Here is a 20,786-nt window from a genome sequence, read left to right as displayed (position 1 = left end):
AAACGCCGCCAACATATCCCTTCCAATTCCATATTCAATTTTCAAAGACCAGTTCCACCCCGCTTCAGAGCCCCTCAGGTGAGCCCCGCCGCGTCGGTGAACGGGCTTATACGGGGACCAACTCACACTGTCAAACAATAGTCATATACAACTTATCCACAGGATATACGGCGGGAAACAGGAGAAAAAACGAGAAATCCACATTTTTCACCTTTTTAGAGCCCTGAAAAAACTTCCTTTTCCTGCATTTTTTCTTAAAAATCTTTCTCCCCGCTCAAAAATCCGGCCAGTTAGGCGCCAGATGACCTCCCATTCTCAGGGGGGCCACCTTTGTAGCCAGACCAGTGGCATCATTTGTTTCCACCAGAAGACCACAGACTGTCGCCTCCCCTTCCGCTGGCTGCGGGCGCTCTCCAGGGATTTTCCGGACCAACTTATGAAGAGCCGCTTCTTTTCCCATCCCGATCACGCTGTCGTAGTCACCGCACATTCCGGCATCGGTCTGATAGGCAGTACCTTTTGGCAGAATACGGTGATCCGCCGTTGGAACATGTGTGTGCGTCCCAACAACAAGAGACACCCGGCCGTCAAAATACTGACCGAAGCCCATTTTCTCGCTGGTGGCTTCTGCATGGATATCGATGATGATCGCATTCACGGTCATACCGAGCCGATGTCGCGAGAGGAGTTCACTCACAACGCGAAACGGGTCATCCAGCGGGTCCATGAAGATGCGCCCCATCACATTGATGACGAGCGCACGGCGTCCCCGTTCAAGATCGATAATGTAACTCCCCTGCCCCGGCGTACCAGCGGGATAGTTAATAGGCCGAACAATGTTGGGCATCTGATTGATGTGCCCGATCATATCCCGGCGATCCCAGGCATGGTTCCCCAGTGTGATGACATCCACACCAGCAGACATGAGATTTCTCGCGATATCCGGGGACAGACCATAACCGTGTGAAGCGTTCTCGCCATTCACGACCACAAGATCCAGAGCCAGCTTTTTGCGCCACTCCGGCAAATTGCGGGTAATCGCTTCACGTCCGGTACGACCTACAACGTCGCCCAAAAACAGAAATCTCAACAGTCAGCCTTTCGAGTTATGGAAACCTGTCTCGATCGTCTCTTTCTCGGTGACGATGACAGACAGTGGAATATCGTATGGTCCCGCGGGAAGGGCTGCTATTTCCTGAATGGAAAACCCATAGCCAATTGCGGGCACCTTCAACTCAGCAAGAGTACGGTCGTAGTAACCGCCCCCATAGCCAAGCCGGTAACCAGCGCGGTCAAACGCCAGAAATGGAACCAGAACCAGGTCAGGAATGACCTCCGGGCCGTCCGGATAAGACGTACCAAAGCGGCCCTCACACATAGAAACGCCCTCTTTCCATTCGCGAAAGATGAGTGGATGTCCTTTTGGGGGCGTTTCCGGGAGCCCTATCCGGCGGCCTGCTTTCAGAAGTTGAAAGCAAAGGGGCCTCAGGTCGATTTCTCCCGGCAAAGGCCAGACAGCCGCGATAACGGAAGCACTCTGCGCTTCTATGACGTTATGCAAGCGATGCAGAAGCGCTGCTTTCATATCTCTGGACGCAGCATTCCTCCGTTCGGCCATCTGCCGACGGAGTTCTTTCTTCTGAAGATCGATTTCGGAAATCTGTGGAGCCGCCAAAGCCGTTGGTCTTTTCAGCCCTCCTAGACCTGCAAGTGCAGGTGGGCACCGGTTAACGTGACCAGAGCCACGACAGAGCCAGTTCCCGTAGGAATGCTTATCGGCCCGGGGGTTGATTTGCCTGACGCACCAGGCAGCTCCGCATTACATATTAGACAGTGCCGGAAGATATTCAACGGCAATCGCAAAAATCACTCGGAAGTTTCGAGTACGCCCGCAAGTTCCTCAGCCCGCTGTGCCAGTTGAGCCAGACGTTCCTGACGGGCTTCAGCAATACGCAGCGCTGCCTTCGCTTCCTCAACCGTTGCCAGCATGTCATCTGGAAGAGGACGGCGCTTGAGCTCGAAGATCTCATCCGCCATGAGCAACGCCGCCATCATGAGCGTCTTGGATTCACTGGCAGCGCCCCCCAGCGTCCGGGCGCGTTGCAACCAGCTTTCGACCTGTCGTGCCATCGCATAAAGATGATGTTCTTCACCATCCTGACAGCCGACACTGTAGACATATCCGTTCAGACGGATGGAGACCTGCGCCATGTGTTATTCCCCTTTCCGCTCTAGAATGCCACGGATACGAACACAGAGTGCGTCGATGTTTGCAGCAATTTCAGGAAGATCAGGAGCAGAACGGGCTTCCCGCTCACGCTCTTCACGGGCTCGGGCCTGCTGTTCCATTGCACTGGAAATCCGCGCCATTGCTTCCTCAAGACGATCAATAGTCTTATCGTCCTGCAGATATCCTGCCTGCTCGTTCAAAACGCGCTCTTCCCGTTCCTGCCATGACATGCCGATGAAATGACCGACACCTGTTCCACTGGTCTACCCTTTCAGGAAAGACCTGAACCCCTCATCAGGTCAAGCACCTCTCAGCCTTTGATGAAGCCGGTCTTTGTCATTTCCTGCCATGGTGACATGGCAGACCTGAAGATACGCCATCCTTTCCCGCTCCTCGCCATGTCCCCGATGGGAGCCGGCAATAGTTTCGGAGTCCCCTGGTGGTTACAGGTTGTTGGGGACGCGCGTTCAGTATCCATTCTGGATTGCGGGGCATCGGCCGCGCTCGCTCGCATTGCACTTCTTGCTGGAATCGGATGGGTCGTCTGCAAGGCCTCGCCCCGGCAATTGACAGCCCTCTATTCGGACGAACCCCATAGAGGACGTATTCTTACGGCCAGACCACAAGCCACACCTTGGCCCCGCTAGCCTGAACCTCCTGAATCTGCGACACTCACCCTATGATACCCTGCGACCTGTACCCTGTTCTGCCGGCCAGCTTTGAGGCAGACGCCCTCTTTGACATTCTGCCTGCGCTTCTGGCGCATCCAGAAGTCACCGCCCTGCGCTTTCCGATAAAGCACACGCTGGACAAAGCGCAGTTTTCAAGAGTGTTGGCACTTCTGCATGACAATGATGTTGCCTTGATGCTTGATGTACCGGACGGGTTTTCCGCTCTTTCCGCCGATCTTATGAAAGTTGCGGACGGGTTGCATGCGCCTTCAGCAGACAGCCTGCCAACCCTTCGCAAACTTGCTGGCGACGATATCCAGATCGGATGCTTATGCCAGAGCCGCGATGAAGCCATGCTGGCTGGAGAAAGTGGAGCCGATTACATTGCCTTCGCTGTGGACCACGCAGACATGATCCGGTGGTGGACGTCTGTCATGGAACTCCCTGCCGTGGCAGAAAATATTCAGACAGTTGACGAAGCCGCCACTGCAACAACAGCTTCAGCAGATTTTCTTGCAATACCGCTCAAACTTGATGGAACTGACGAGACGCTGTTCTCCAGCCTTCTCGCCAGCCTTCAAGGCTGATCGAGCCTCCCTGTTTTCTCAGCGGGAAACAGGGATCAGGGCATCCTGTGTGAAATACAGAACGCCGTTTGATTGCGGGAAAGACTGCCCCCACAGACGCGTTGTCTGACCTGCAGGGTTATTCAGCAGAATAGCGCCCGTCTGTGGTTCGAGGTGAACGCTCAGAATATCTCCATAAAGCGTTTTCAGACCAATCCCCTGCCCATGACGGCGAGCAATGGTTTTGCGGATAGTCTTCTCATCCCAACGACCCGAAACAATCGTATATCCCAGAATATGAGTGAGTTGTCCGCGCATGATAGGAGCCATAAGTCCTCCCGGCCAACGGCTGGAAAGTTTTTCCATGGCTTCGTTGGGAATAGCGAAGACCGTGATAGGGCCGGGTCCCGTAATCCATGGGACCAATCCGGTAGCCCTGAGACCAGCCATATAATTTGCCAGCTCGACGGAAGCGCCAATGTTCTCGTCCAGAGGGCGGTCATCATATGAGGGTGTTGCGGGACGGTAATAGGCGACTTGTGTGCTGGGTTCGTTGTTCTTGGGCTCGACAAACGCCTTTGCAACGGTATCGGGCATATAGGACATGGACGTGCTGGCAGGCGTCTCGAAGCTGTCCTGATAATTGTGCGACCAGTCCGTTCCATGACAGCCAGTAAGGGCAAGACCCAGGGCAAGGCCTCCTCCCAGCTTCAGACCTGAAGTTCTGGACTTGCCACTGAAGAGAAAAGGAAACCCGAATCGCACCTGCATGTCTTGGTCACACCATCTTACTGAAGAGGATGTGACCATAGACCAGGAAAACGATTTCAGCACCCATCCCCGCGCATGGTCCATCCGACGACATGACCACTGACGAGTTCGAAAGTCGTCTGACAGCTGGTGTTGTAATAGGTGGATGGGAAACCGCCGCCCCAGCCGCCACCCCAACCGGGTCCGCCCCAGCCTCCCCAGCCACCGCCCCAGCCGGGTCCACCCCAACCGCCGCCCCATCCACCCCAGCCCCAGCCGCCACCGCCGCCGGAATACTGGGTCTGGTTCTCTATATAGGCGAGGAAGGAATGGCCCTCTGTCTGGTAGCTTCTGGTCGGCACGCCGAACTGACGCACAACATCCACTTCCGTTTTCCCAACCATGCCGTCGAGAACCTGACGCTGCTGGAGGGTGGGTACCTCACAGGCAGACAGCGCAAGAAGTGCGACGACGGAAAGCAGTTTTGCCTTTTTCATTTTCTTTGTCCCCGGCTGGATGAGCAGCGCAGATATAGTCTTCAGCACGATCTTCTAACCCGTTTGGTATCAGAAACGGATTAAAACTCCTGCAAGTTTCAAAACGGTTAGCTTAACCACAAAATGTCACGGATTTTCGGTGCTCCTGTTGCAAGCAGAACCAGCCGATCAAATCCCAGTGCAATACCGGAACATGATGGCATATCTGGCAAGGCCGTCAAAAAAGCTTCATCAAGCGGCCAGTCCTGATCCGGCGAAAATTCCAGACGTTTCTGACGATCTGCTTCAAAGCGCTGACGCTGCTCCACAGGGTCCGTCAGTTCCTCAAACGCATTCGCCAGTTCGATGCCACCAATATAAAGCTCGAACCGTAAAGCCGCCCGTGCATCCGAAGGGTCTTTGCGCGCAAGAGCCGCCTGTTCCGCAGGCCAGTGCGTCAGGAAAGTCGGCCGTTCACGCCCGATCACTGGCTCGACACGCTCAAGAAGAAGACGGAAAAACAGGTCTTCCCAGTTTTCCCCATCTCGCAGAACGGCGTCGGCCTGATCGGCAAGCGCCTCAGCGTCCCCTGCCGTTCCCAACAAATCCGCTCCCACATAACGCGCAAAAGCATCCTGCATCGTCAGACGCTCAAAGGGCTCCGTCACTGGAATCAGAACACCATCACGGTAAACCTGATCCGGCAGAAGCGCGCGTACGAAGGCCTCGGTTTCGTCCATCAGCGCGTCAAGATCAGCGCCCGGCGCATACCATTCCAGCATGGTAAACTCTGGAACATGCGTCGCGCTGGCTTCTCCATTCCTCCAGACCCGCGCGAGCTGAAAAATGGGCAGGCCAGTCGCTGCAATGATCCGCTTCATGGCAAATTCGGGACTGGTATGCAGGAAGCGCGCCTCACGCGAGCCATCCGAGTGTTCCAGTTCAGTCCGAAAACACCGGAGATGAACCTCTTCTCCAGGCACTGGCACCGCATAAGGTGTATCGACGTCCAGATACCCCCGCTCATCGAAGAATTTCCGCGTTACCTGCACCATCTGGGCCCGGCGGCGCAAAAGCGGGAGACGTTCGGCAATCCTGTCCGGATCGGAGGAAGAATGGGTCATCGAAGCGAGTTCCTGTTGCAACACACGGCCAGCCAGCGTTAGAGCCACCACATGCATGATACGGTCAAGACCTCTCCGAAGCGGCGCGTCCTGCGTACGCCGTCCGATCTGATTCAGGCCGGCCTCGCCCCCGAAGCCGCACGCAACACGCTGGATGCTGTCGCCAGTCAGTTCGCAACGGCGATCCCACCTGCGTTTCAGGCCCTGATCGAAGCACCGGACGATCCGATTGGTCGGCAGGTCATTCCGGATGCACGAGAGCTCTCCACGCAGCCTTACGAAACCCTTGATCCGATCGGAGACGATGCACTCTCTCCTATCAAGGGAATCGTGCACCGTTATGAAGATCGTGCGCTCCTCAAGCCTCTGCTGATCTGCCCGCTCTATTGCCGTTTCTGTTTCCGGCGGGAGCATGTTGGCCCGGATGGTGGATTGCTGAACGACACCGAGCTTGAACAGGCTCTGGATTGGGTCAGAACCCACCCAGCCATCCGTGAAATCATTCTGACGGGTGGCGATCCGCTCATGCTGGCGCCCAGACGGCTAAACCATATCGTTCAGTCGCTATCGGCCATTCCCCATATTGAGACGATCCGTATTCACTCGCGCGTCCCAGTAGCCGACCCTGCCCGCATCACGCCGGAACTGCTCAACGCCATGGAAACGGATCGCGCCATGTGGGTCGTCGCACACATCAATCATGCACGGGAAATGACCGCCGAAGCCTGCACCGCCATTCGGTCCATTCTGGGGCGTGCTATACCCGTCCTCTCCCAGTCCGTTCTGCTGCGCGGCGTGAATGATACGGAGGAAACTCTTGAAGCGCTGCTTCGGGCGTTAGTGACGGCACGGGTCAAACCCTATTACCTGCATCATCTGGATGCAGCTCCCGGTACCAGCCATTTCCATGTTCCTGTTGAGGAAGGACGCGCGCTGCTCGCCCGTCTGCGTGGGCGGGTCACCGGCCTGGCTTGGCCCACGTATGTTCTCGATATTCCGGGCGGCAAGGGAAAAGTCCCGCTCGGTCCGGACTATCTGATGGAAGGGGAAAACGGAAAAGTCCGCTCTCCAAAGGGAGAGATCGCGTCTTTTACATAAGCTGTGTGTTGGGACCGGACGGAGTAAAACGCCGTCCGGGTAGAAGAAACTGTCAGCCTTCGGTCTTCGGGAACAGATGCGTGGCGTGTGTGACAGCTCCACCCGCACGAATTGCTGCAGCCACGAGAGCAATTTCTGCAAGCTGGGCATCCGTCGCCCCAGCATCCCGTGCTGCCTTGCCATGCAGTTCAATACAGTAAGGGCATTGTGTCGTCAGAGCGACGGCCACGGCAGCAAGCTGTTTGGTCAAGGCGCTGACAGCCCCGTCTTCAAAAGCCGCACGGTCAAACTTCCAGAACGCGTCCATGCCTTCGCTGGCATTGGCTTCCAGGTGGGGAATACGGGAAAGATTCTTCATGTCGTACATAGAGGGAGCCTCCAGTTGCATGCCCCGCCTGCACGACAGGGTCCGGCCAGTACCATGAACGTGTCCAGGACGTGCCCCAAGAGGGCAACACTTCACACTTTCCTGAGCCATTCCGTTCAATGAAGCCGCCTTGCGCCTTGCCGACCTCCCCCCTGCGGCGCTAGAAGCCCACAAGACGTGATAAAAACCCCACCATTGCAGGGTCAGGACACACCATGAAGCAACAAGCCAACCTTATCCGCGCTGGCCAGGTCATCGAGCATGATGGTCGCCGCTGGACGGTTCTCAAGCAGCAGATCATCACCCCGGGTAAGGGTGGCGCCTTCATTCAGGTCGAAATGCGCGACCTGAACACGGGCAACAAGACGAACGAGCGCTGGAGAACGGCTGACAGCGTCGAGCGTCTGATGACGGAAGACAAGGACTACACCTATTCCTACATGGACGGTGACAACGTCGTCCTGATGGACCCGGAAACCTTTGAGCAGCTGATTCTGCCCCAGGACATTTTCGGTGACCAGTTCGCGTTCCTTCAGGACAACATGCCCCTGAACGTGAAGCTGGTTGAGGGCGACCCGGTTGGCGTTGAACTGCCGCCACATGTCACGCTCGAAATCACGGAAGCCGATCCGGTCGTAAAGGGGCAGACGGCATCCTCGTCCTATAAGCCTGCTGTCCTGTCCAACGGCGTCAAGACGATGGTTCCTCCTTTCATTGAAGCTGGCGAGCGCATCGTTGTCCGTACGGATGATGCGTCTTACGTCGAGCGCGCCAAGGACTGATCATGCGTCTTTCCCCGCACATGGCCGTCATGCAGAATGCAGCGCAGAAGGCAGCCCGCCGTCTGCTCCGCGATTTTGCAGAGGTCGAGCAGCTTCAGGTCAGCATCAAGGGTCCGGGAGACTTCGTGTCCCAGGCCGACCTGCGTGCAGAAACCATCATCCGCGAAGAACTCGCCCGCGCACGGCCAGGCTATGCCTTCCTCATGGAAGAAACAGGCGCTTCGGGCGGGGATAACTGGACGTGGCGCTGGATCGTCGACCCTCTGGATGGCACGACGAACTTCCTGCACGGCATTCCGCACTGGGCCATTTCCATCGGTCTCCAGCGTCGCCTTCCTGACGGAAGCGTCGAAATGGTCTGTGGACTGGTTTACAACCCAGCCGCCAACGAGATGTTCTGGGCCGAGAAGGGCATCGGTGCGTTCGTGAACGAGCGTCGCCTTCGTGTCTCCGCACGCCGGAACATGCAGGAAGCCGTGTTCGCGACCGGCATCCCGTTCGCGAAGGTTCCGGGCAGCCAGCGTCTCCCGTTTGCCCGCGTTCTGGGCGCACTCATGCCGCAGGTTGCGGGCATCCGTCGCTTCGGCGCCGCCGCCCTCGATCTCGCATGGGTCGCCGCTGGCCGTTACGAGGGCTACTGGGAATTCGGAATCAAGCCTTGGGATTGTGCCGCTGGCCTGCTGATCGTGCGTGAAGCCGGTGGCCATGCCACCGACCCGGACGGCAAGGAACTTCATGACCTTGATGATGACGTCAATGTTGTCGCTGGTAACGCCCAGCTTCATGGCACATTGCGCACCATCGTCCATGAAGCCCTGAACCGGGAGTAAGCAGAAGTCGCTCCCGCCCCATTGCGGGAGGATAGACCGCTCGGTTAGGATCACGCCATATGTACAGGCCGATCCTAACCTCCCTCTCAGTGGCGGCCGCTTTGGCCTGCCTTCAGCCCTCCGGGGCACATGCTCAGGTTTCCAGCAATCTGGATGATCTGCCTCAGGGCAAACCGGTCGCCGTTGCAAAACCGGCTACCCCGCCCCGCCCCGCGCATCACGCAACGGTGGCTCCCCAGACATCCAAACCATCTGCCGCGACTGCTTCTGCCTCTTCAGTGAAGGCATCCGCACCCGCAAAAGCAAGCGTACCGGGCGTGCCGCCTGCACCACCGCCGCCTGTTGTGCTGCCCCCTCCGTTCGTTCCCATTCAAACGCACGCCCCCGTTCCCCCCGCAGACATCAAGCCGGTTGCCGATGCGAAGACCCGTACGGAAACACTTGAAGGCGGCGGAATGCGCGTTCTGTTCTCGCCGGAAAGTTCTGATCTGAACGAGGACAGCCTGAAAGCCGTTGAGGCCTACGCAAACACCCTCAAGGACCAGCCCGAAAAACGCATCATCCTGACGGCCTATGCGACGTTACCGGGTGATGACATTTCGATGCCACGTCGCATTTCCCTTGCACGCGCGCTGGCAATACGCTCCATTTTCATCAAGGCAGGCGTCGCAACCACCCGCCTCTATCCGCGCGCCATGGGACGCCCCGACAAGGGCGACACAAGTCCGGCTGACCGTCTGGACATTGTGACCGAAAGCAATCCCCAGCCTTCCGAATCCGCAACCCCGGCAAGCGGCACGCCATAAGCCAGGAAAGACCCGCCGTGACCCGTCCCACCACCTTCCTTCTGCGTATGGGTATCTTCATTGTCGTCGTTGCACTTCTTGCAGCGTCGATGGCGAAGACCCTCCTGAATGCCTTCAACGCCAACCCGAAACTGGATGCTGTCATTCTTGGCGTTCTAATTCTGGGCATCATCTGGAATCTGAGAGTCGTTCAGCGGCTTATGCCTGAAGTCCAGTGGGTAGAGCTTCTTCGCCAGCCCCGGGCGGGTCTGGGCACCCCCAATCCGCCAAAACTGCTTGCCCCCATGGCAAGCATGCTGGCCGCTCGCAGTCGCACGGACCGCCTGACGCTCTCCACCCAGACAACACAGGCCATGCTCGACAGTCTGTCGTCCCGCCTGGATGAGAGCCGCGAAATCTCGCGCTACATGACGCAGCTGCTGATTTTTCTTGGCCTTCTGGGAACATTCTATGGCCTGCTGCTGACCGTCAGTTCCATCGCCTCCGTCATCGGCGGTATGTCTGCGGGCAATGGCGATCTGGACGCGATGTTCAACCAGCTCAAGACGGGTCTGGCTGGCCCTCTTGCGGGTATGTCCACTGCGTTCTCTGGTTCGATGTTTGGTCTTGCCGGCGCGCTGGTTCTCGGCTTTCTGGATCTGACTGCTGGTCAGGCACAGACACGGTTCTTCAATGAGCTTGAAGAGTGGCTCGCCGGTCTGACCCGCGTGAGTGGCGGTGCGAGCATAGAGAGCGATGGCGCACCCATTCCGGCTTATGTTCAGGCGCTTCTTGAACAGACAGCGGAAAATCTGGAAACGCTTCAGAACGCGGTTTCCCGCAGTGAGGAAGGTCGTGTTCGTGAAGTACAGCTTCTGGACAGCTTGCAGGAACGCCTTCGCGGCATGACCGAACTACTGAAAGCCAACCAGCAGATCATGGCGCGGACGGCAGAAACCAACGCCGCGCTCGTTCCGCTCCTGCGCCAGATGGGCGAGGAAGGCCAGCCGGGCTCACAGGGCACGCCCTTGCTGCGCATTGAGAGCCATCTTTCCCGCCTCGTGGAAGAACTGCATCAGGGCCGTGCTCAGACCGTTGGCGAAATCCGCAACGATCTTCGGGTTCTGGCGCGGACCATCGCAGCAGCGTCTGGTAGCACGACTGGCACTTCCAGCAGGCAGGACTGACCCATGGCCCGGCGCAGACGCGGACCCAATAACGCCCTCGATGCGTGGCCCGGCTATGTGGACGCCCTGTCCACGCTGCTGATGGTCGTGACATTCGTTCTGCTGGTTTTTGTTGTAGGCCAGCAGTTTCTGTCCGTCTCCCTGATGCGACGTGAACATACGCTGGATGATTTGCAAAAGCAGTTGGCCGAGCTGTCGCACATGCTCTCCATGACGGAGGACAAGAACAAATCCCTGAATGCGACCGTCGCCAGTCTGGCAAATGACAAGCAGAAGAATGAAGACCAACTGAAGGCCCTGGCCGGACAAATGGCTCTTCTGAACGGTCAGCTTCAGTCGAAGGATCAGGCCCTTGCCTCTGCTGACAGCGCCAGCCAGCAGCAGAACAGCAAGATTTCAGACCTTCAGACGCAGATCGAGGAACTGACGCGCCAGCTTCAGGCCATCAGTAATGCCCTCGATATTGAGAAGAAAAACGAAACCGCGAAAGACGTCCAGATTCAGGATCTTGGCAACAAGCTGAACATCGCTCTGGCGGATAAGGTAAACCAGCTCAAACGCTATCGTTCGGAATTCTTTGGCCGCCTGCGAGATATTCTGAAGAACCAGAAGGGCGTGAATGTTGTTGGAGACCGTTTTGTCTTCCAGTCCGAAATTCTGTTCCCTCAGGGAAGCGCTGATCTGACGGCAGAAGGCAAAAAAGAAATCACGACGCTGGCCAAGACATTCAAGCAGGTTTCTTCCACGATTCCGACTGATATTCCATGGATTCTGCGCATTGATGGCCATGCTGACAAACAGCCGATCCACAGTGCTTTTCCGAGCAACTGGGAACTGTCGTCCGAGCGTGCCATTACAGTCGTGAAGCTTCTGATCTCCGAAGGCATTGACCCCCGCCATCTGGCTGCTACCGGCTTTGCTGACTACCAGCCGCTTGACGCGGCCAACACTCCAGCGGCATACGCCCGCAACCGCAGGATCGAGTTCCGTCTGACGGATCGCTGATCCCTTTTGACCTGCCTTTGGAAAAAGGCAGGTTTCCCCGCAGGTCTGCTGACATTCCTGCCAGAATCCCGTATGTACCCTGCCATGACCGACACCCCGCTCTCCCTCATCCGCAATTTCTCGATCATCGCGCATATCGACCATGGCAAGTCCACACTTGCCGACAGGCTGATTCAGGCCTGTGGCGCGCTTACCGAGCGTGAGATGAAAGCCCAGGTCCTCGATTCGATGGAGCTGGAGCAGGAGCGCGGTATCACCATCAAGGCGCAGACCGTCCGTCTCACCTACCCGGCCAAAAACGGCAAGGTTTACACGCTGAACCTCATGGACACCCCGGGCCATGTCGACTTCGCTTATGAAGTCAGCCGCTCACTGGCGGCCTGTGAAGGCTCGCTGCTGGTCGTGGATGCCTCACAGGGCGTGGAAGCGCAGACGCTGGCCAACGTCTATCAGGCTATCGACGCCAACCACGAAATCGTTCCCGTCCTGAACAAGATCGACCTTCCAGCCGCAGAGCCGGAACGCGTCCGGGCACAGATTGAAGAAGTCATCGGCATCCCTGCTGATGACGCCGTGGAAATCAGCGCCAAGACCGGCATTAACATCGAAGGCGTACTGGAAGCTCTCGTCGAGCGCCTTCCGGCACCAAAGGGTGACCGCGATGCGCCTCTGCAGGCCCTGCTGGTTGATAGCTGGTACGACCCGTATCTCGGCGTCATCATCCTGATCCGTGTCATGAACGGTACCGTCAAGCGTGGTGATCGTATTCGCATGATGCAGGCTGGCTCGACCTATCACGTTGATCAGGTCGGTGTGTTCCTGCCACGCATGACGAATGTGGATGAGCTTGGTCCGGGCGAGATGGGCTTCATCAATGCTGCCATCAAAACGGTGGCGGACGTTGCCGTTGGTGACACCATTACCCTTGATCGCAAGCCGGCAGAAAAGACCCTTCCTGGCTTCAAGCCTTCCATCCCGGTCGTGTGGTGTGGCCTGTTCCCGATTGACGCGGACGATTTCGAGAAGCTGCGTGATAGTTTGGGCAAGCTGCGCCTGAATGACGCATCGTTCCACTTCGAAGCCGAAAGCTCTGCGGCTCTTGGCTTCGGTTTCCGTTGTGGATTCCTAGGACTGCTGCATCTGGAAATCATTCAGGAGCGTCTGTCCCGCGAGTTCAATCTGGATCTGATCGCCACTGCGCCGTCCGTCGTCTATCGCATGACGCTGACGAATGGCACGAAAGAAGAGCTTCACAACCCGGCTGACATGCCTGACCCGGCCCTGATCGAAAGCATTGAAGAGCCTTGGATCAAGGCCACAATCATGGTGCAGGACGAGTATCTGGGTTCCGTACTCACGCTCTGCTCCGAGCGTCGCGGTATTCAGGTCGATCTCACCTATGTCGGCAATCGCGCCATGGCTGTTTATCGCCTGCCGCTGAACGAAGTGGTGTTCGACTTCTATGATCGTCTGAAGTCTCTCACCCGTGGTTATGCATCGTTCGATTATCAGGTCGATGGTTATGAGGAGAGCGATCTGGTTCGCATCTCCATTCTCGTGAACCATGAGCCGGTCGATGCGCTGGCGTTCGTAGCGCATCGCACGGTTGCTGAAACCCGTGGTCGCGCCATCTGTGGCAAGCTCAAGGATCTGATCCCGAAGCAGCTCTTCAAGATTGCCATTCAGGCCGCCATTGGCTCCAAGGTTATTGCGCGTGAGACTATTGGCGCCTTGTCTAAAGACGTGACCGCAAAGTGCTATGGCGGAGACATCTCCCGTAAGCGCAAACTGCTGGACAAGCAGAAAGAAGGCAAGAAACGGATGCGACAGTTTGGTAAGGTCGAAATTCCACAAAGCGCCTTCCTTGCCGCACTTAAAATGGATTGATTCTGCTTTATGTTAAAAACAGCCGCTGTTCTGTTCGTCCATAACGAGGTCGACAACATTGGCTGGTGGATCAGTCATCACAGAGCGATTGGTTTTTCGACACTGATCATCTGTGATGACCATTCTACAGATGGCACATGGACGGTTCTTTCCAGTGCAGCTTCTTTCCACGATATTCGCCTTCATCGCTCAGACGCCCATATTCCTGATCGCCTGGAGCGCCAGAACGCGTTTCAGGAGAAAGCACTCCGTGACGGTAGAAGCGCCTTTGACTGGATGATGATTCTCGCTACAGACGAATATCTGCACTTTGAGGCAAGCACCTCTCTCGAAGATTTTCTTTCATCCGCGACAGACAGCACTCAACCTGTTCATTGGTGCCTTTTCGGCTCCAATGGGCACGAAGACCCCTCTCCGTTTGCGCCAACGCAGGCTTTCACTCGACACGCACCGCTGGAAACAGCAGATCATCGTGTGATTCGGACACTTGTGCGATCAGAGGACTATGAAGGACCAGTTCCAGATCCACTCTCCCGCCTGAACTTTGCACCAAACTGGTCTCACGCCCGCATTCTGCATTATGCAGCAGGCGACCGGCGTAGCTTTCTAAGCCGTCACTCAAGCGCCACGCCGGAAGATGCATGGAACCATTTCAATCGAAATGACGTGTTGGATACATCTGCTCAACGGTGGCTCCGGCAAACACGTCAATTTGCAGCCTCCATTGTTCAGGCTGGTCTGACGGATCTTTACTGGCAGCTCCGGCAGATGGTCGTCCGCAATGATGAGGATACATTTGCCAAACTGGGATTGAATTCCTCAGTTCTTTTTGAACACGAAGACGTCTCTTTCCCTGACTTCAAGTTTTATGCGTTTGGGCAGACAACTCAACTCGCACTGGATCTGGACACGGAAGATCTCGTTACACTTGAGACCACGGCTCTTGACGCTGCACGCTATGTCCGTTTGCTGCTGATGATCGAAACAAGTGCTCCCGCTCCTCACCCGGCATATCTCATTACAGAGCGCCTCTGTTCCGTATCCTGTCTGGATGTGGAGCAATCCCCATGCCTTCTCCCGATCGTTCCGCTCAAACTCGACCCCGAGAAACGTCTCATTATGTCTCCTCTGACGGGTCAGGACGTGGCACTCCCAATATCCGACCAAGCACTCGTCAAACAGATGCCCTCTGCAGAGCTTTCCAGTCGCATCACCGCACTCACGGTCCTCTGTCAGGGTGGGCACACTCTTGCCGCGCTTTTGCGCGGGCTCGAAAGATTACCCACTCCAGACGCAACCGCTTTGGGATGCGCCATTGCAATGCTTCCATCCGACGAAGCAGACCGGCTGTCTGAAGCATTTCCAGGTCTTGTTCCGCGCAACATTCGTCCCGCCAAATGCGCGCCCCCTATCCCCTGACTGTTGCTGCCCTCCGGAAAAGGTCGAACGCTGACGTCACGCCATCCATAACTGACTGACGATAACCGTCGTCAGCATTCTGAAGACGTTCTCTCAAAGTTTGGAGGAAAGCTGGCCACCCGCCTTTTTCGTGCCCTGCCGAAAGATAGGTGTGCGGCAAACCTTCACCAACCTGGGCAGCCAGCATTTTACCGCCAAGCCGGGATCCTTCCAGAACATACAAAACCCCGAGTGGAGCACCGATCCCGGAAGGGGGCTGCCAGTCCAGATACTCCGGAAGATCATGCCCTAATTCGGCAAGGTCGCTTCGGAGATACTCCGTCCGTTCTCGCCAGGATGGAAGATTCACAACCGTTTTCAACCAGGCTTCAACCTGCGGCAAAACACGTCCGTGCGCCTGTAGAAACGCAGTGTAGGAAGCAGCATCTGACAGACTGAATCCCGAATAGGCTCTGTCAACCTGCTCGTGAATGGTGCGGCTGACTTCACGCAGCTTGGTCAGAAGGTCGTCTTCACGCATTTTCCGTACTCTTTTCCCTGCGAGCGAAACTGGCCCGACTGCAAATCGTATTCATACCAATGCAGTCATCTTTCCAATCCTGCCAGATTTTTTGTGATGGGGAATTACAATGGTGAATGAAACATCTTCGTCCCCCGGATCAACCAGTCGTAGTCGGCACTTAGCCCTCAAGACGACCGGTGGTGTCTTCGGGGTCCTCGCCCTTGGCATCCTCATTCTGGTCATGATCTGGCAGTGGGACTGGTTTGTCCCTCTTATCAATCGCAAAGCCTCTGATGCGCTTCATCGACCGGTCAGCATTGCTCATCTCCATGTGTCGCCGGGGCTTAGAACCAGCGTTACGGTCGATGATCTGAAGATTTCCCAACCCGAAGGGTTCGAAAAGGAAAAGGCAGATTTCGCATCTGCGAAATCCCTGACAGTCAAAGTAGATGTCTGGCGCTATCTGACGGGACGGGGTCTTTTTATTCCAGTCATTCGAATGGATACGCCAACGGGCGATATCGTTTCCCGGATAAACGGCCAGAACAACTATAGCTTCAGCGACACGACTGAGAAGGCAGAAACACAAACGCCATCAAAGCCCATGACCTTACCGGACATTGGCGAAATTGATATTCAGAATGCCGATATCCGGCTGGCGCTCGCACAGCTCAAGACCGACATGCACGTCTTGATTAATACAACGCCACCACAGAACGGCACCAAGGGTAATGTTGTTGTGGATCTCAAGGGCCGTTACGCCCAGGCGCCGATTAATGGCCATATCGTTGGAGGCGCCCTGCTCTCCCTGACACAACCCGCAGAGCCTTATCCCATTGATGGTCGCATTGAGAATGGTCCGACCTATGTCACTCTCAAAGGCACGGTTGATGATCCTCTGCACTTCAAGGGCACGAAGCTAGCACTTCACTTTGCAGGACCGGACATGTCTTTGCTCTACGGTCTGACAGGCATACCTATCCCGCATACACCTGCCTACAGCATCACGGGTAATCTTGGTTATTCCGAGAGCGCCATTCGTTTCCAGAAATTCGAAGGCAGGATGGGCTCGTCCGATATCGGCGGCGACATCAACGTCAACCCGCATCTCAAGCCCCCATTCGTCGAAGCAGCACTCCATTCCCATTCGGTTGATCTGGCCGATCTGGGAGGGTTCGTTGGTGCCAAAACAGGCGAAGCAAAAAAGACTGCTCCACCCAGCCGCAGCGTTCTACCTGACCAGAAAATCAATGTTCCCAAGCTGAATGCCGTCAATGCACATGTCACCTATCACGGTGATCATATCCGCAACAAAGATTGGCCTCTGGACAACATCGATACGGAATTTGCAGTCAAAGATGGTGCTATTGGTCTGAAGCACCTGTCCTTTGCGACGGGTTCGGGAAAAATCAGTGCAACAGCAACGCTGCAACCGATTAAAAACGAACAGTTCCGAACGAAATTCCGTCTGGATGTGTCCCGTCTGCCCCTATCCCGAATCATGAAGGCTACGGACACCTTCAAGGGTGAAGGGACAATTGGCGGCCATATCACACTCACATCAACCGGCAATTCCGTCGCGTCGCTGGTTGCCAATGGCGATGGCGGAACCACGCTGGTACTGGATCGCGGTGGCGATGTGACGGCTCTTCTGCCCGACCTTCTGGGCCTCAAACTCGGCTCTGCCGTTCTTTCCGCACTTGGAATCCCGGACCGATCCAAGCTGGAATGCCTCGTGGCGGACATGCCTCTGGACAACGGTATCCTGAAAACAAAGTCCCTCCTGCTACAAACAGAAACGACCCGTACGACCGGGACAGGCACAGTCAACTTCCACAATGACACGCTGGATTACGCTGTTACCACGCGCGCCATCCATCCACAGATCCTCTCTCTACCTGGCGCGGTTCACATTTTTGGCCCTCTTAGCAGCCCCAATATTTTGCCTGGAGCAGAACTGATTGGCCGGGTTGCTGCCTCTGTGGGACTTGGCGTTCTGTTCCCACCCGCAGCTTTGATCCCGACGATCCAGCTTGGGGTCGGAGAAGGCTCTGCGTGTGAGCGCGCAGTTCAGGAAGCCAACACAAATCCGGCTGCTGGAATTGCACCAGGTGGAACGACAGGCGCAGGAGCCAGCAGCGTGCCGCATCCTGAAAAACAAAGCGAAACAGGCAAGCCTACAAAACACCTGACACCGTCCCAGGTACGCAAAGCATGGGCACAAAAATCGAAGCCGAAATGAAAAAACATCAAGGCCCCATGGCGGAATGAGCATTTTTCACTATAGCTGAGCACAATGTTCGTTCCCGCCGGAGTGCCTGATCGTTGCTGTCCACACTCGACCGCTGGTTTCATATTTCTGCCCGCGGCTCCACCGTACCCCGTGAGATCGTTGCTGGTCTGACGGTCTTTGGCGCCATGGCCTATATCGTCGCCGTCAATCCTTCCATCCTGTCCGCCGCGGGGCTGGATCGGCATGATATGGTCATGACGACCATCGCCGGAGCGGTTGCTGGCACGTTGCTGATGGCGCTCTGGGCACGGCTCCCCATTGCACTGGCACCCGCCATGAGCAGCAACGTGCTGTTTGCACAGGTTGTGGTTCAGCAGGCGCATGTCAGCCCACGCACAGCCTTTACTGTTGTTCTGTTCAGCGGACTCTGCTTCACAGCGCTTTCTCTCAGCCAGATCAGACAGCGCATCATCCGTGGTTTTCCGCCCTCAATCGTTCTGGGCATCCAGGTCGCCCTTGGCGCCTTCATTGCCCGTATTGGCCTGACGACCGGCGGTATCGCGGTACCTACCGCGCAGGGCCTGACCTTCGGTTCCCTGAGCGATCCATCAGTCCTGCTCAGTATGGCGGGCGTGCTTCTCTGTGCGGTTCTGGTCGTCATGCGTGTTCCAGCCGGGCTGCTTCTCGCAATTTCAACTCTGACGGTTGCGGGCCTTTTCATCCATACGGACAAGGGTACGATCACAACCCTGCCTGCCCATGCTGTGGACTGGCCGCATTATCCCACCAATCTCTTCCTGCCCTTTGATTTTGCTGGTTTCTTTTCCCATCTCGGCCTGCTCATTCCCATCACGCTTTACTTCCTCATCAGCGATTTTTTTGATGCAACGGCCACGATGATGAGCGTGGCTCACCGTGCGGGTCTGGATGGAACGCCGGAGAAGCCAGCACTCGATCATCGCGCTTTTGCCTCGGATGGTGCTGCCAGCATCATTGGTGCCAGCCTCGGGACCTGTACGGTTTCGGCATATGTGGAAAGTCTGGCTGGCGTGGAAGCTGGTGGCCGTACAGGGCTGAGCGCACTGGTTGTGGCGCTTCTGTTCGCTGTATCGTCCGTTTTCTGGCCACTGATTACTGCCATTCCAGCAATCGCAACAGCGCCTGTTCTGGTTCTGGTGGGGCTGAATATGCTCGGAAGCCTGCATCGCGTTGCAGACAATCCCTCCGATGCCATTCCGCCTTTGACAATGCTGCTCATCGCAGGCGTGACAGGCAATTTCATGCTTAGCCTGTCCTGTGGTCTGCTTCTTTATACTGGGCTGGCTCTCGCCCTTCGGGACTTCAAACGCCTGACGCCAATCGTTCTTGGCCTTGATGCCGCATTTCTTTTCTACATGGTTCTTCAGAGCCATATGGGCAGCTAAGGACTTTAATCGGTCTCACTTTAAGCCTTTTTTAAGAAGGGCTGGCCCAACATGCGCAGCATGAGTGCCAGCCCCCATATTTTTATTGCAACACCCTGCTTCGGCGGATCTGTTACCCAGTCCTACATGCAGTCCGTCATCGGCTGCATGGCAGAAGCCGCCTCCCAAAATATCCGCCTGACGCTGTCAACTCTGGGAAGCGATGCACTGATTACCAGAGCCAGAAATACGCTCCTGCATCAGTTCATCACCATGACAGATGCAAGCCATTTGCTTTTCATCGACAGCGATATCGGTTTTTCATTTTCGGATATTCAGGCCCTCCTGGCCGCTGACAAACCTGTTATCGGGGGCATATATCCCCTCAAATCCCATTACTGGGATAAGAACACGGAGCGATTTCTCGCATCGGGCGAACCCCCCGAAACTGCCAGTCTCCGCTATGTTGGAGATTGTGCGGCTCTTTATGAAGAAAAAACGCCTTCAGATGATGTGGCGCAGGTCTCTTATGTTGGAACAGGCTTCCTTTTATTAACCCGCGCGACCATTCAACGCATGACCGCTGCCTATCCAGAGAGCCGCTATAGACGGATTGATGCTCAACAGAGCGGAGACCACAGCCCATTTATCCATGAACAAACAGACGCATTCGCTCTCTTCGATTGTATGATCGAACCAGAGACCCGAACCTATCTTTCCGAAGATTATGCCTTTTGTCGCAGATGGATCGATATTGGCGGAACAGTCTGGATTCACCGTGGACTGATGCTTTCTCACACTGGTCCGACAACCTTTTGTGGAAATCCTGCAAACCGAATATTGCCACTCATCAGATAATTATAAAAACCAATCAAATAAAACCCTTCCGCATAAGCGACGCCACTATTCTGTCATAATAAGGCGGTTTAAGGTCAGGTCTGCGGTGTCGGGAGCGTGATGCATACAAGTCCCCGGCATCGCTCATTAATTTATGCCTGCAATGCCGCTTTGAAATAAACGGCGTTAGCGGCAAGGTCAGCCGCCCCCAAAACCGTATTATAATGCACCTTATGATAGCGACTGAGGGCATAAGGGTCGTTCGCACCCGGCAGAGCCTCTTTCACGCGATAAAAACGAATACGGGCCATCGCGCAGGCATATCGCAGGTTTGTAATCATCTGGGCGCTACGGGGCAGATCGGGCGCCAGCATCTCCTCCAGAAGACCACCAAGGCGTTTGCCAACTGGGAAACGAAGAAAGTTATTCCAGCAGTCGTCATGTGTTGCTGGTTCCATCTGCCACAGTCCAAGCGCAGGCCCTCCGCCGACCTGCTTCAGATACATGCCCCGACTTTCTGCAAGCGCCGTTCCAGTCAGGAGGTTAACAGCCGCGGCTCCCCCGAGTCCAAGACCCGTCAGCGTGGGATCAACGACGCAATGCTTGAGTTGACCAACATCAAGTCCAGTCATGA

23 protein-coding genes and 1 other RNA gene are annotated in these 20,786 nt (G+C 56.0%); 13 read left to right on the top strand and 11 right to left on the bottom strand.

What is annotated here, in order from left to right; translation table 11 throughout:
- Nucleotides 1–274: 274 nt before the first annotated feature.
- From HKD32_RS10705 to HKD32_RS10685, 5 genes are all read right to left on the bottom strand, one after another.
- The gene (locus HKD32_RS10705; RefSeq protein WP_194257964.1) at nt 275–1,090 is read right to left on the bottom strand and encodes a TIGR00282 family metallophosphoesterase; all 816 of its coding nucleotides are present in this window, start codon (nt 1,088–1,090) and stop codon (nt 275–277) included.
- Between the two features lie 3 nt (nt 1,091–1,093).
- Nucleotides 1,094–1,675 (bottom strand): 5-formyltetrahydrofolate cyclo-ligase, encoded by a 582-nt coding sequence (locus HKD32_RS10700; RefSeq protein WP_194257963.1) that lies wholly within the window; start codon nt 1,673–1,675, stop codon nt 1,094–1,096.
- A non-coding RNA gene (gene ssrS / locus HKD32_RS10695) (6S RNA) lies at nt 1,662–1,818 on the bottom strand. The genes HKD32_RS10700 and ssrS overlap by 14 nt, the downstream gene beginning before the upstream one ends.
- 48 nt (nt 1,819–1,866) lie before the next feature.
- Nucleotides 1,867–2,211 carry a cell division protein ZapA gene (locus HKD32_RS10690; RefSeq protein WP_010501864.1) on the bottom strand — a complete coding sequence of 115 codons (345 nt, stop codon included), beginning with the start codon at nt 2,209–2,211 and terminating at the stop codon, nt 1,867–1,869.
- 3 nt (nt 2,212–2,214) lie between these two features.
- On the bottom strand, nt 2,215–2,460 hold the full coding sequence (locus HKD32_RS10685) for a hypothetical protein (RefSeq protein WP_194257962.1): 246 nt from the start codon (nt 2,458–2,460) through the stop codon (nt 2,215–2,217).
- A 90-nt stretch (nt 2,461–2,550) separates the two neighbouring features.
- Between HKD32_RS10685 and HKD32_RS10680 the strand changes: the two genes are divergently transcribed.
- Both HKD32_RS10680 and HKD32_RS10675 read left to right on the top strand, forming a co-directional pair.
- Nucleotides 2,551–2,877 (top strand): hypothetical protein, encoded by a 327-nt coding sequence (locus HKD32_RS10680; RefSeq protein WP_228118944.1) that lies wholly within the window; start codon nt 2,551–2,553, stop codon nt 2,875–2,877.
- Nucleotides 2,878–2,909: 32 nt separating this feature from the next.
- The gene (locus HKD32_RS10675) at nt 2,910–3,488 is read left to right on the top strand and encodes a thiamine phosphate synthase (RefSeq protein WP_061928327.1); all 579 of its coding nucleotides are present in this window, start codon (nt 2,910–2,912) and stop codon (nt 3,486–3,488) included.
- A gap of 18 nt (nt 3,489–3,506) precedes the next feature.
- Here HKD32_RS10675 and HKD32_RS10670 read toward each other — a convergent pair whose 3' ends face one another.
- The 3 genes from HKD32_RS10670 to epmA all read right to left on the bottom strand — a co-directional run bounded on the left by HKD32_RS10670 (nt 3,507) and on the right by epmA (nt 5,817).
- Nucleotides 3,507–4,238, bottom strand: a complete 732-nt coding sequence (locus tag HKD32_RS10670; RefSeq protein WP_061928329.1) for a fasciclin domain-containing protein — start codon at nt 4,236–4,238, stop codon at nt 3,507–3,509.
- A 56-nt stretch (nt 4,239–4,294) separates the two neighbouring features.
- The gene (locus HKD32_RS10665) at nt 4,295–4,714 is read right to left on the bottom strand and encodes a hypothetical protein (RefSeq protein WP_026017445.1); all 420 of its coding nucleotides are present in this window, start codon (nt 4,712–4,714) and stop codon (nt 4,295–4,297) included.
- Between the two features lie 107 nt (nt 4,715–4,821).
- Nucleotides 4,822–5,817, bottom strand: coding sequence for an EF-P lysine aminoacylase EpmA (epmA, locus tag HKD32_RS10660; protein WP_228118943.1), 996 nt, complete (start codon nt 5,815–5,817; stop codon nt 4,822–4,824).
- Between the two features lie 51 nt (nt 5,818–5,868).
- Here epmA and HKD32_RS10655 point away from each other — a divergent pair, with 51 nt between their 5' ends.
- A complete protein-coding gene (locus tag HKD32_RS10655) occupies nt 5,869–6,915 on the top strand; it encodes a lysine-2,3-aminomutase-like protein (protein WP_061928861.1) in 1,047 nt (348 codons plus the stop codon).
- A 52-nt stretch (nt 6,916–6,967) separates the two neighbouring features.
- On the opposite strand, the gene HKD32_RS10650 is transcribed toward HKD32_RS10655, so the two are convergent.
- A complete protein-coding gene (locus HKD32_RS10650; protein WP_007282876.1) occupies nt 6,968–7,282 on the bottom strand; it encodes a carboxymuconolactone decarboxylase family protein in 315 nt (104 codons plus the stop codon).
- Between the two features lie 215 nt (nt 7,283–7,497).
- Here HKD32_RS10650 and efp point away from each other — a divergent pair, with 215 nt between their 5' ends.
- The 7 genes from efp to HKD32_RS10615 all read left to right on the top strand — a co-directional run bounded on the left by efp (nt 7,498) and on the right by HKD32_RS10615 (nt 15,177).
- Nucleotides 7,498–8,064, top strand: coding sequence for an elongation factor P (gene efp, locus HKD32_RS10645; RefSeq protein WP_023942929.1), 567 nt, complete (start codon nt 7,498–7,500; stop codon nt 8,062–8,064).
- A 2-nt stretch (nt 8,065–8,066) separates the two neighbouring features.
- Nucleotides 8,067–8,894, top strand: a complete 828-nt coding sequence (locus tag HKD32_RS10640) for an inositol monophosphatase family protein (protein ID WP_010501880.1) — start codon at nt 8,067–8,069, stop codon at nt 8,892–8,894.
- A 59-nt stretch (nt 8,895–8,953) separates the two neighbouring features.
- Complete coding sequence (locus tag HKD32_RS10635) at nt 8,954–9,700, top strand: OmpA family protein (protein ID WP_194257961.1); 747 nt, start codon at nt 8,954–8,956, stop codon at nt 9,698–9,700.
- A 17-nt stretch (nt 9,701–9,717) separates the two neighbouring features.
- Nucleotides 9,718–10,866, top strand: a complete 1,149-nt coding sequence (locus tag HKD32_RS10630) for a hypothetical protein (protein WP_061928863.1) — start codon at nt 9,718–9,720, stop codon at nt 10,864–10,866.
- 3 nt (nt 10,867–10,869) lie between these two features.
- Entirely contained in the window at nt 10,870–11,871 is a 1,002-nt protein-coding gene (locus HKD32_RS10625; RefSeq protein WP_194257960.1) for a peptidoglycan -binding protein, read from the top strand.
- Between the two features lie 84 nt (nt 11,872–11,955).
- On the top strand, nt 11,956–13,758 hold the full coding sequence (gene lepA / locus HKD32_RS10620) for a translation elongation factor 4 (protein WP_061928904.1): 1,803 nt from the start codon (nt 11,956–11,958) through the stop codon (nt 13,756–13,758).
- Nucleotides 13,759–13,767: 9 nt separating this feature from the next.
- Entirely contained in the window at nt 13,768–15,177 is a 1,410-nt protein-coding gene (locus HKD32_RS10615) for a glycosyltransferase family 2 protein (RefSeq protein ID WP_194257959.1), read from the top strand.
- On the opposite strand, the gene HKD32_RS10610 is transcribed toward HKD32_RS10615, so the two are convergent.
- Nucleotides 15,167–15,697: a biliverdin-producing heme oxygenase gene (locus tag HKD32_RS10610; protein WP_061928868.1), complete on the bottom strand. Its 531-nt coding sequence runs from the start codon at nt 15,695–15,697 to the stop codon at nt 15,167–15,169. The two genes, HKD32_RS10615 and HKD32_RS10610, sit on opposite strands and share 11 nt — an antisense overlap.
- Nucleotides 15,698–15,806: 109 nt before the next feature.
- Between HKD32_RS10610 and HKD32_RS10605 the strand changes: the two genes are divergently transcribed.
- The 3 genes from HKD32_RS10605 (at nt 15,807) to HKD32_RS10595 (ending at nt 20,173) form a co-directional block, all read left to right on the top strand.
- Nucleotides 15,807–17,921, top strand: a complete 2,115-nt coding sequence (locus tag HKD32_RS10605; protein ID WP_061928870.1) for an AsmA family protein — start codon at nt 15,807–15,809, stop codon at nt 17,919–17,921.
- Nucleotides 17,922–18,004: 83 nt separating this feature from the next.
- Nucleotides 18,005–19,336 (top strand): NCS2 family permease, encoded by a 1,332-nt coding sequence (locus HKD32_RS10600; RefSeq protein WP_010501896.1) that lies wholly within the window; start codon nt 18,005–18,007, stop codon nt 19,334–19,336.
- A gap of 51 nt (nt 19,337–19,387) precedes the next feature.
- Nucleotides 19,388–20,173, top strand: coding sequence for a hypothetical protein (locus HKD32_RS10595; protein ID WP_010501898.1), 786 nt, complete (start codon nt 19,388–19,390; stop codon nt 20,171–20,173).
- Between the two features lie 131 nt (nt 20,174–20,304).
- Here HKD32_RS10595 and HKD32_RS10590 read toward each other — a convergent pair whose 3' ends face one another.
- Nucleotides 20,305–20,784: a hypothetical protein gene (locus HKD32_RS10590; protein ID WP_010501902.1), complete on the bottom strand. Its 480-nt coding sequence runs from the start codon at nt 20,782–20,784 to the stop codon at nt 20,305–20,307.
- Nucleotides 20,785–20,786: the final 2 nt, after the last annotated feature.

Source organism: Gluconobacter japonicus (assembly GCF_015244665.1).
GTDB classification, from domain to species: Bacteria; Pseudomonadota; Alphaproteobacteria; order Acetobacterales; family Acetobacteraceae; genus Gluconobacter; species Gluconobacter japonicus.
Note: the sequence above shows the minus strand (reverse complement) of the source record. Positions and strands in the feature narration are given on the sequence as shown.

Bases quoted from the DNA above. Each gene is read 5' to 3' on its own strand.
- HKD32_RS10690 (WP_010501864.1), bottom strand. From the start codon at position 2,211: ATGGCGCAGGTCTCCATCCGTCTGAACGGATATGTCTACAGTGTCGGC.
- HKD32_RS10685 (WP_194257962.1), bottom strand. From the start codon at position 2,460: ATGTCATGGCAGGAACGGGAAGAGCGCGTTTTGAACGAGCAGGCAGGA.
- HKD32_RS10680 (WP_228118944.1), top strand. From the start codon at position 2,551: ATGAAGCCGGTCTTTGTCATTTCCTGCCATGGTGACATGGCAGACCTG.
- HKD32_RS10675 (WP_061928327.1), top strand. From the start codon at position 2,910: ATGATACCCTGCGACCTGTACCCTGTTCTGCCGGCCAGCTTTGAGGCA.
- HKD32_RS10670 (WP_061928329.1), bottom strand. From the start codon at position 4,238: ATGCAGGTGCGATTCGGGTTTCCTTTTCTCTTCAGTGGCAAGTCCAGA.
- HKD32_RS10665 (WP_026017445.1), bottom strand. From the start codon at position 4,714: ATGAAAAAGGCAAAACTGCTTTCCGTCGTCGCACTTCTTGCGCTGTCT.
- epmA (WP_228118943.1), bottom strand. From the start codon at position 5,817: ATGACCCATTCTTCCTCCGATCCGGACAGGATTGCCGAACGTCTCCCG.
- HKD32_RS10655 (WP_061928861.1), top strand. From the start codon at position 5,869: ATGCATGATACGGTCAAGACCTCTCCGAAGCGGCGCGTCCTGCGTACG.
- HKD32_RS10650 (WP_007282876.1), bottom strand. From the start codon at position 7,282: ATGTACGACATGAAGAATCTTTCCCGTATTCCCCACCTGGAAGCCAAT.
- efp (WP_023942929.1), top strand. From the start codon at position 7,498: ATGAAGCAACAAGCCAACCTTATCCGCGCTGGCCAGGTCATCGAGCAT.
- HKD32_RS10640 (WP_010501880.1), top strand. From the start codon at position 8,067: ATGCGTCTTTCCCCGCACATGGCCGTCATGCAGAATGCAGCGCAGAAG.
- HKD32_RS10635 (WP_194257961.1), top strand. From the start codon at position 8,954: ATGTACAGGCCGATCCTAACCTCCCTCTCAGTGGCGGCCGCTTTGGCC.
- HKD32_RS10625 (WP_194257960.1), top strand. From the start codon at position 10,870: ATGGCCCGGCGCAGACGCGGACCCAATAACGCCCTCGATGCGTGGCCC.
- lepA (WP_061928904.1), top strand. From the start codon at position 11,956: ATGACCGACACCCCGCTCTCCCTCATCCGCAATTTCTCGATCATCGCG.
- HKD32_RS10615 (WP_194257959.1), top strand. From the start codon at position 13,768: ATGTTAAAAACAGCCGCTGTTCTGTTCGTCCATAACGAGGTCGACAAC.
- HKD32_RS10610 (WP_061928868.1), bottom strand. From the start codon at position 15,697: ATGCGTGAAGACGACCTTCTGACCAAGCTGCGTGAAGTCAGCCGCACC.
- HKD32_RS10605 (WP_061928870.1), top strand. From the start codon at position 15,807: ATGGTGAATGAAACATCTTCGTCCCCCGGATCAACCAGTCGTAGTCGG.
- HKD32_RS10595 (WP_010501898.1), top strand. From the start codon at position 19,388: ATGCGCAGCATGAGTGCCAGCCCCCATATTTTTATTGCAACACCCTGC.
- HKD32_RS10590 (WP_010501902.1), bottom strand. From the start codon at position 20,784: ATGACTGGACTTGATGTTGGTCAACTCAAGCATTGCGTCGTTGATCCC.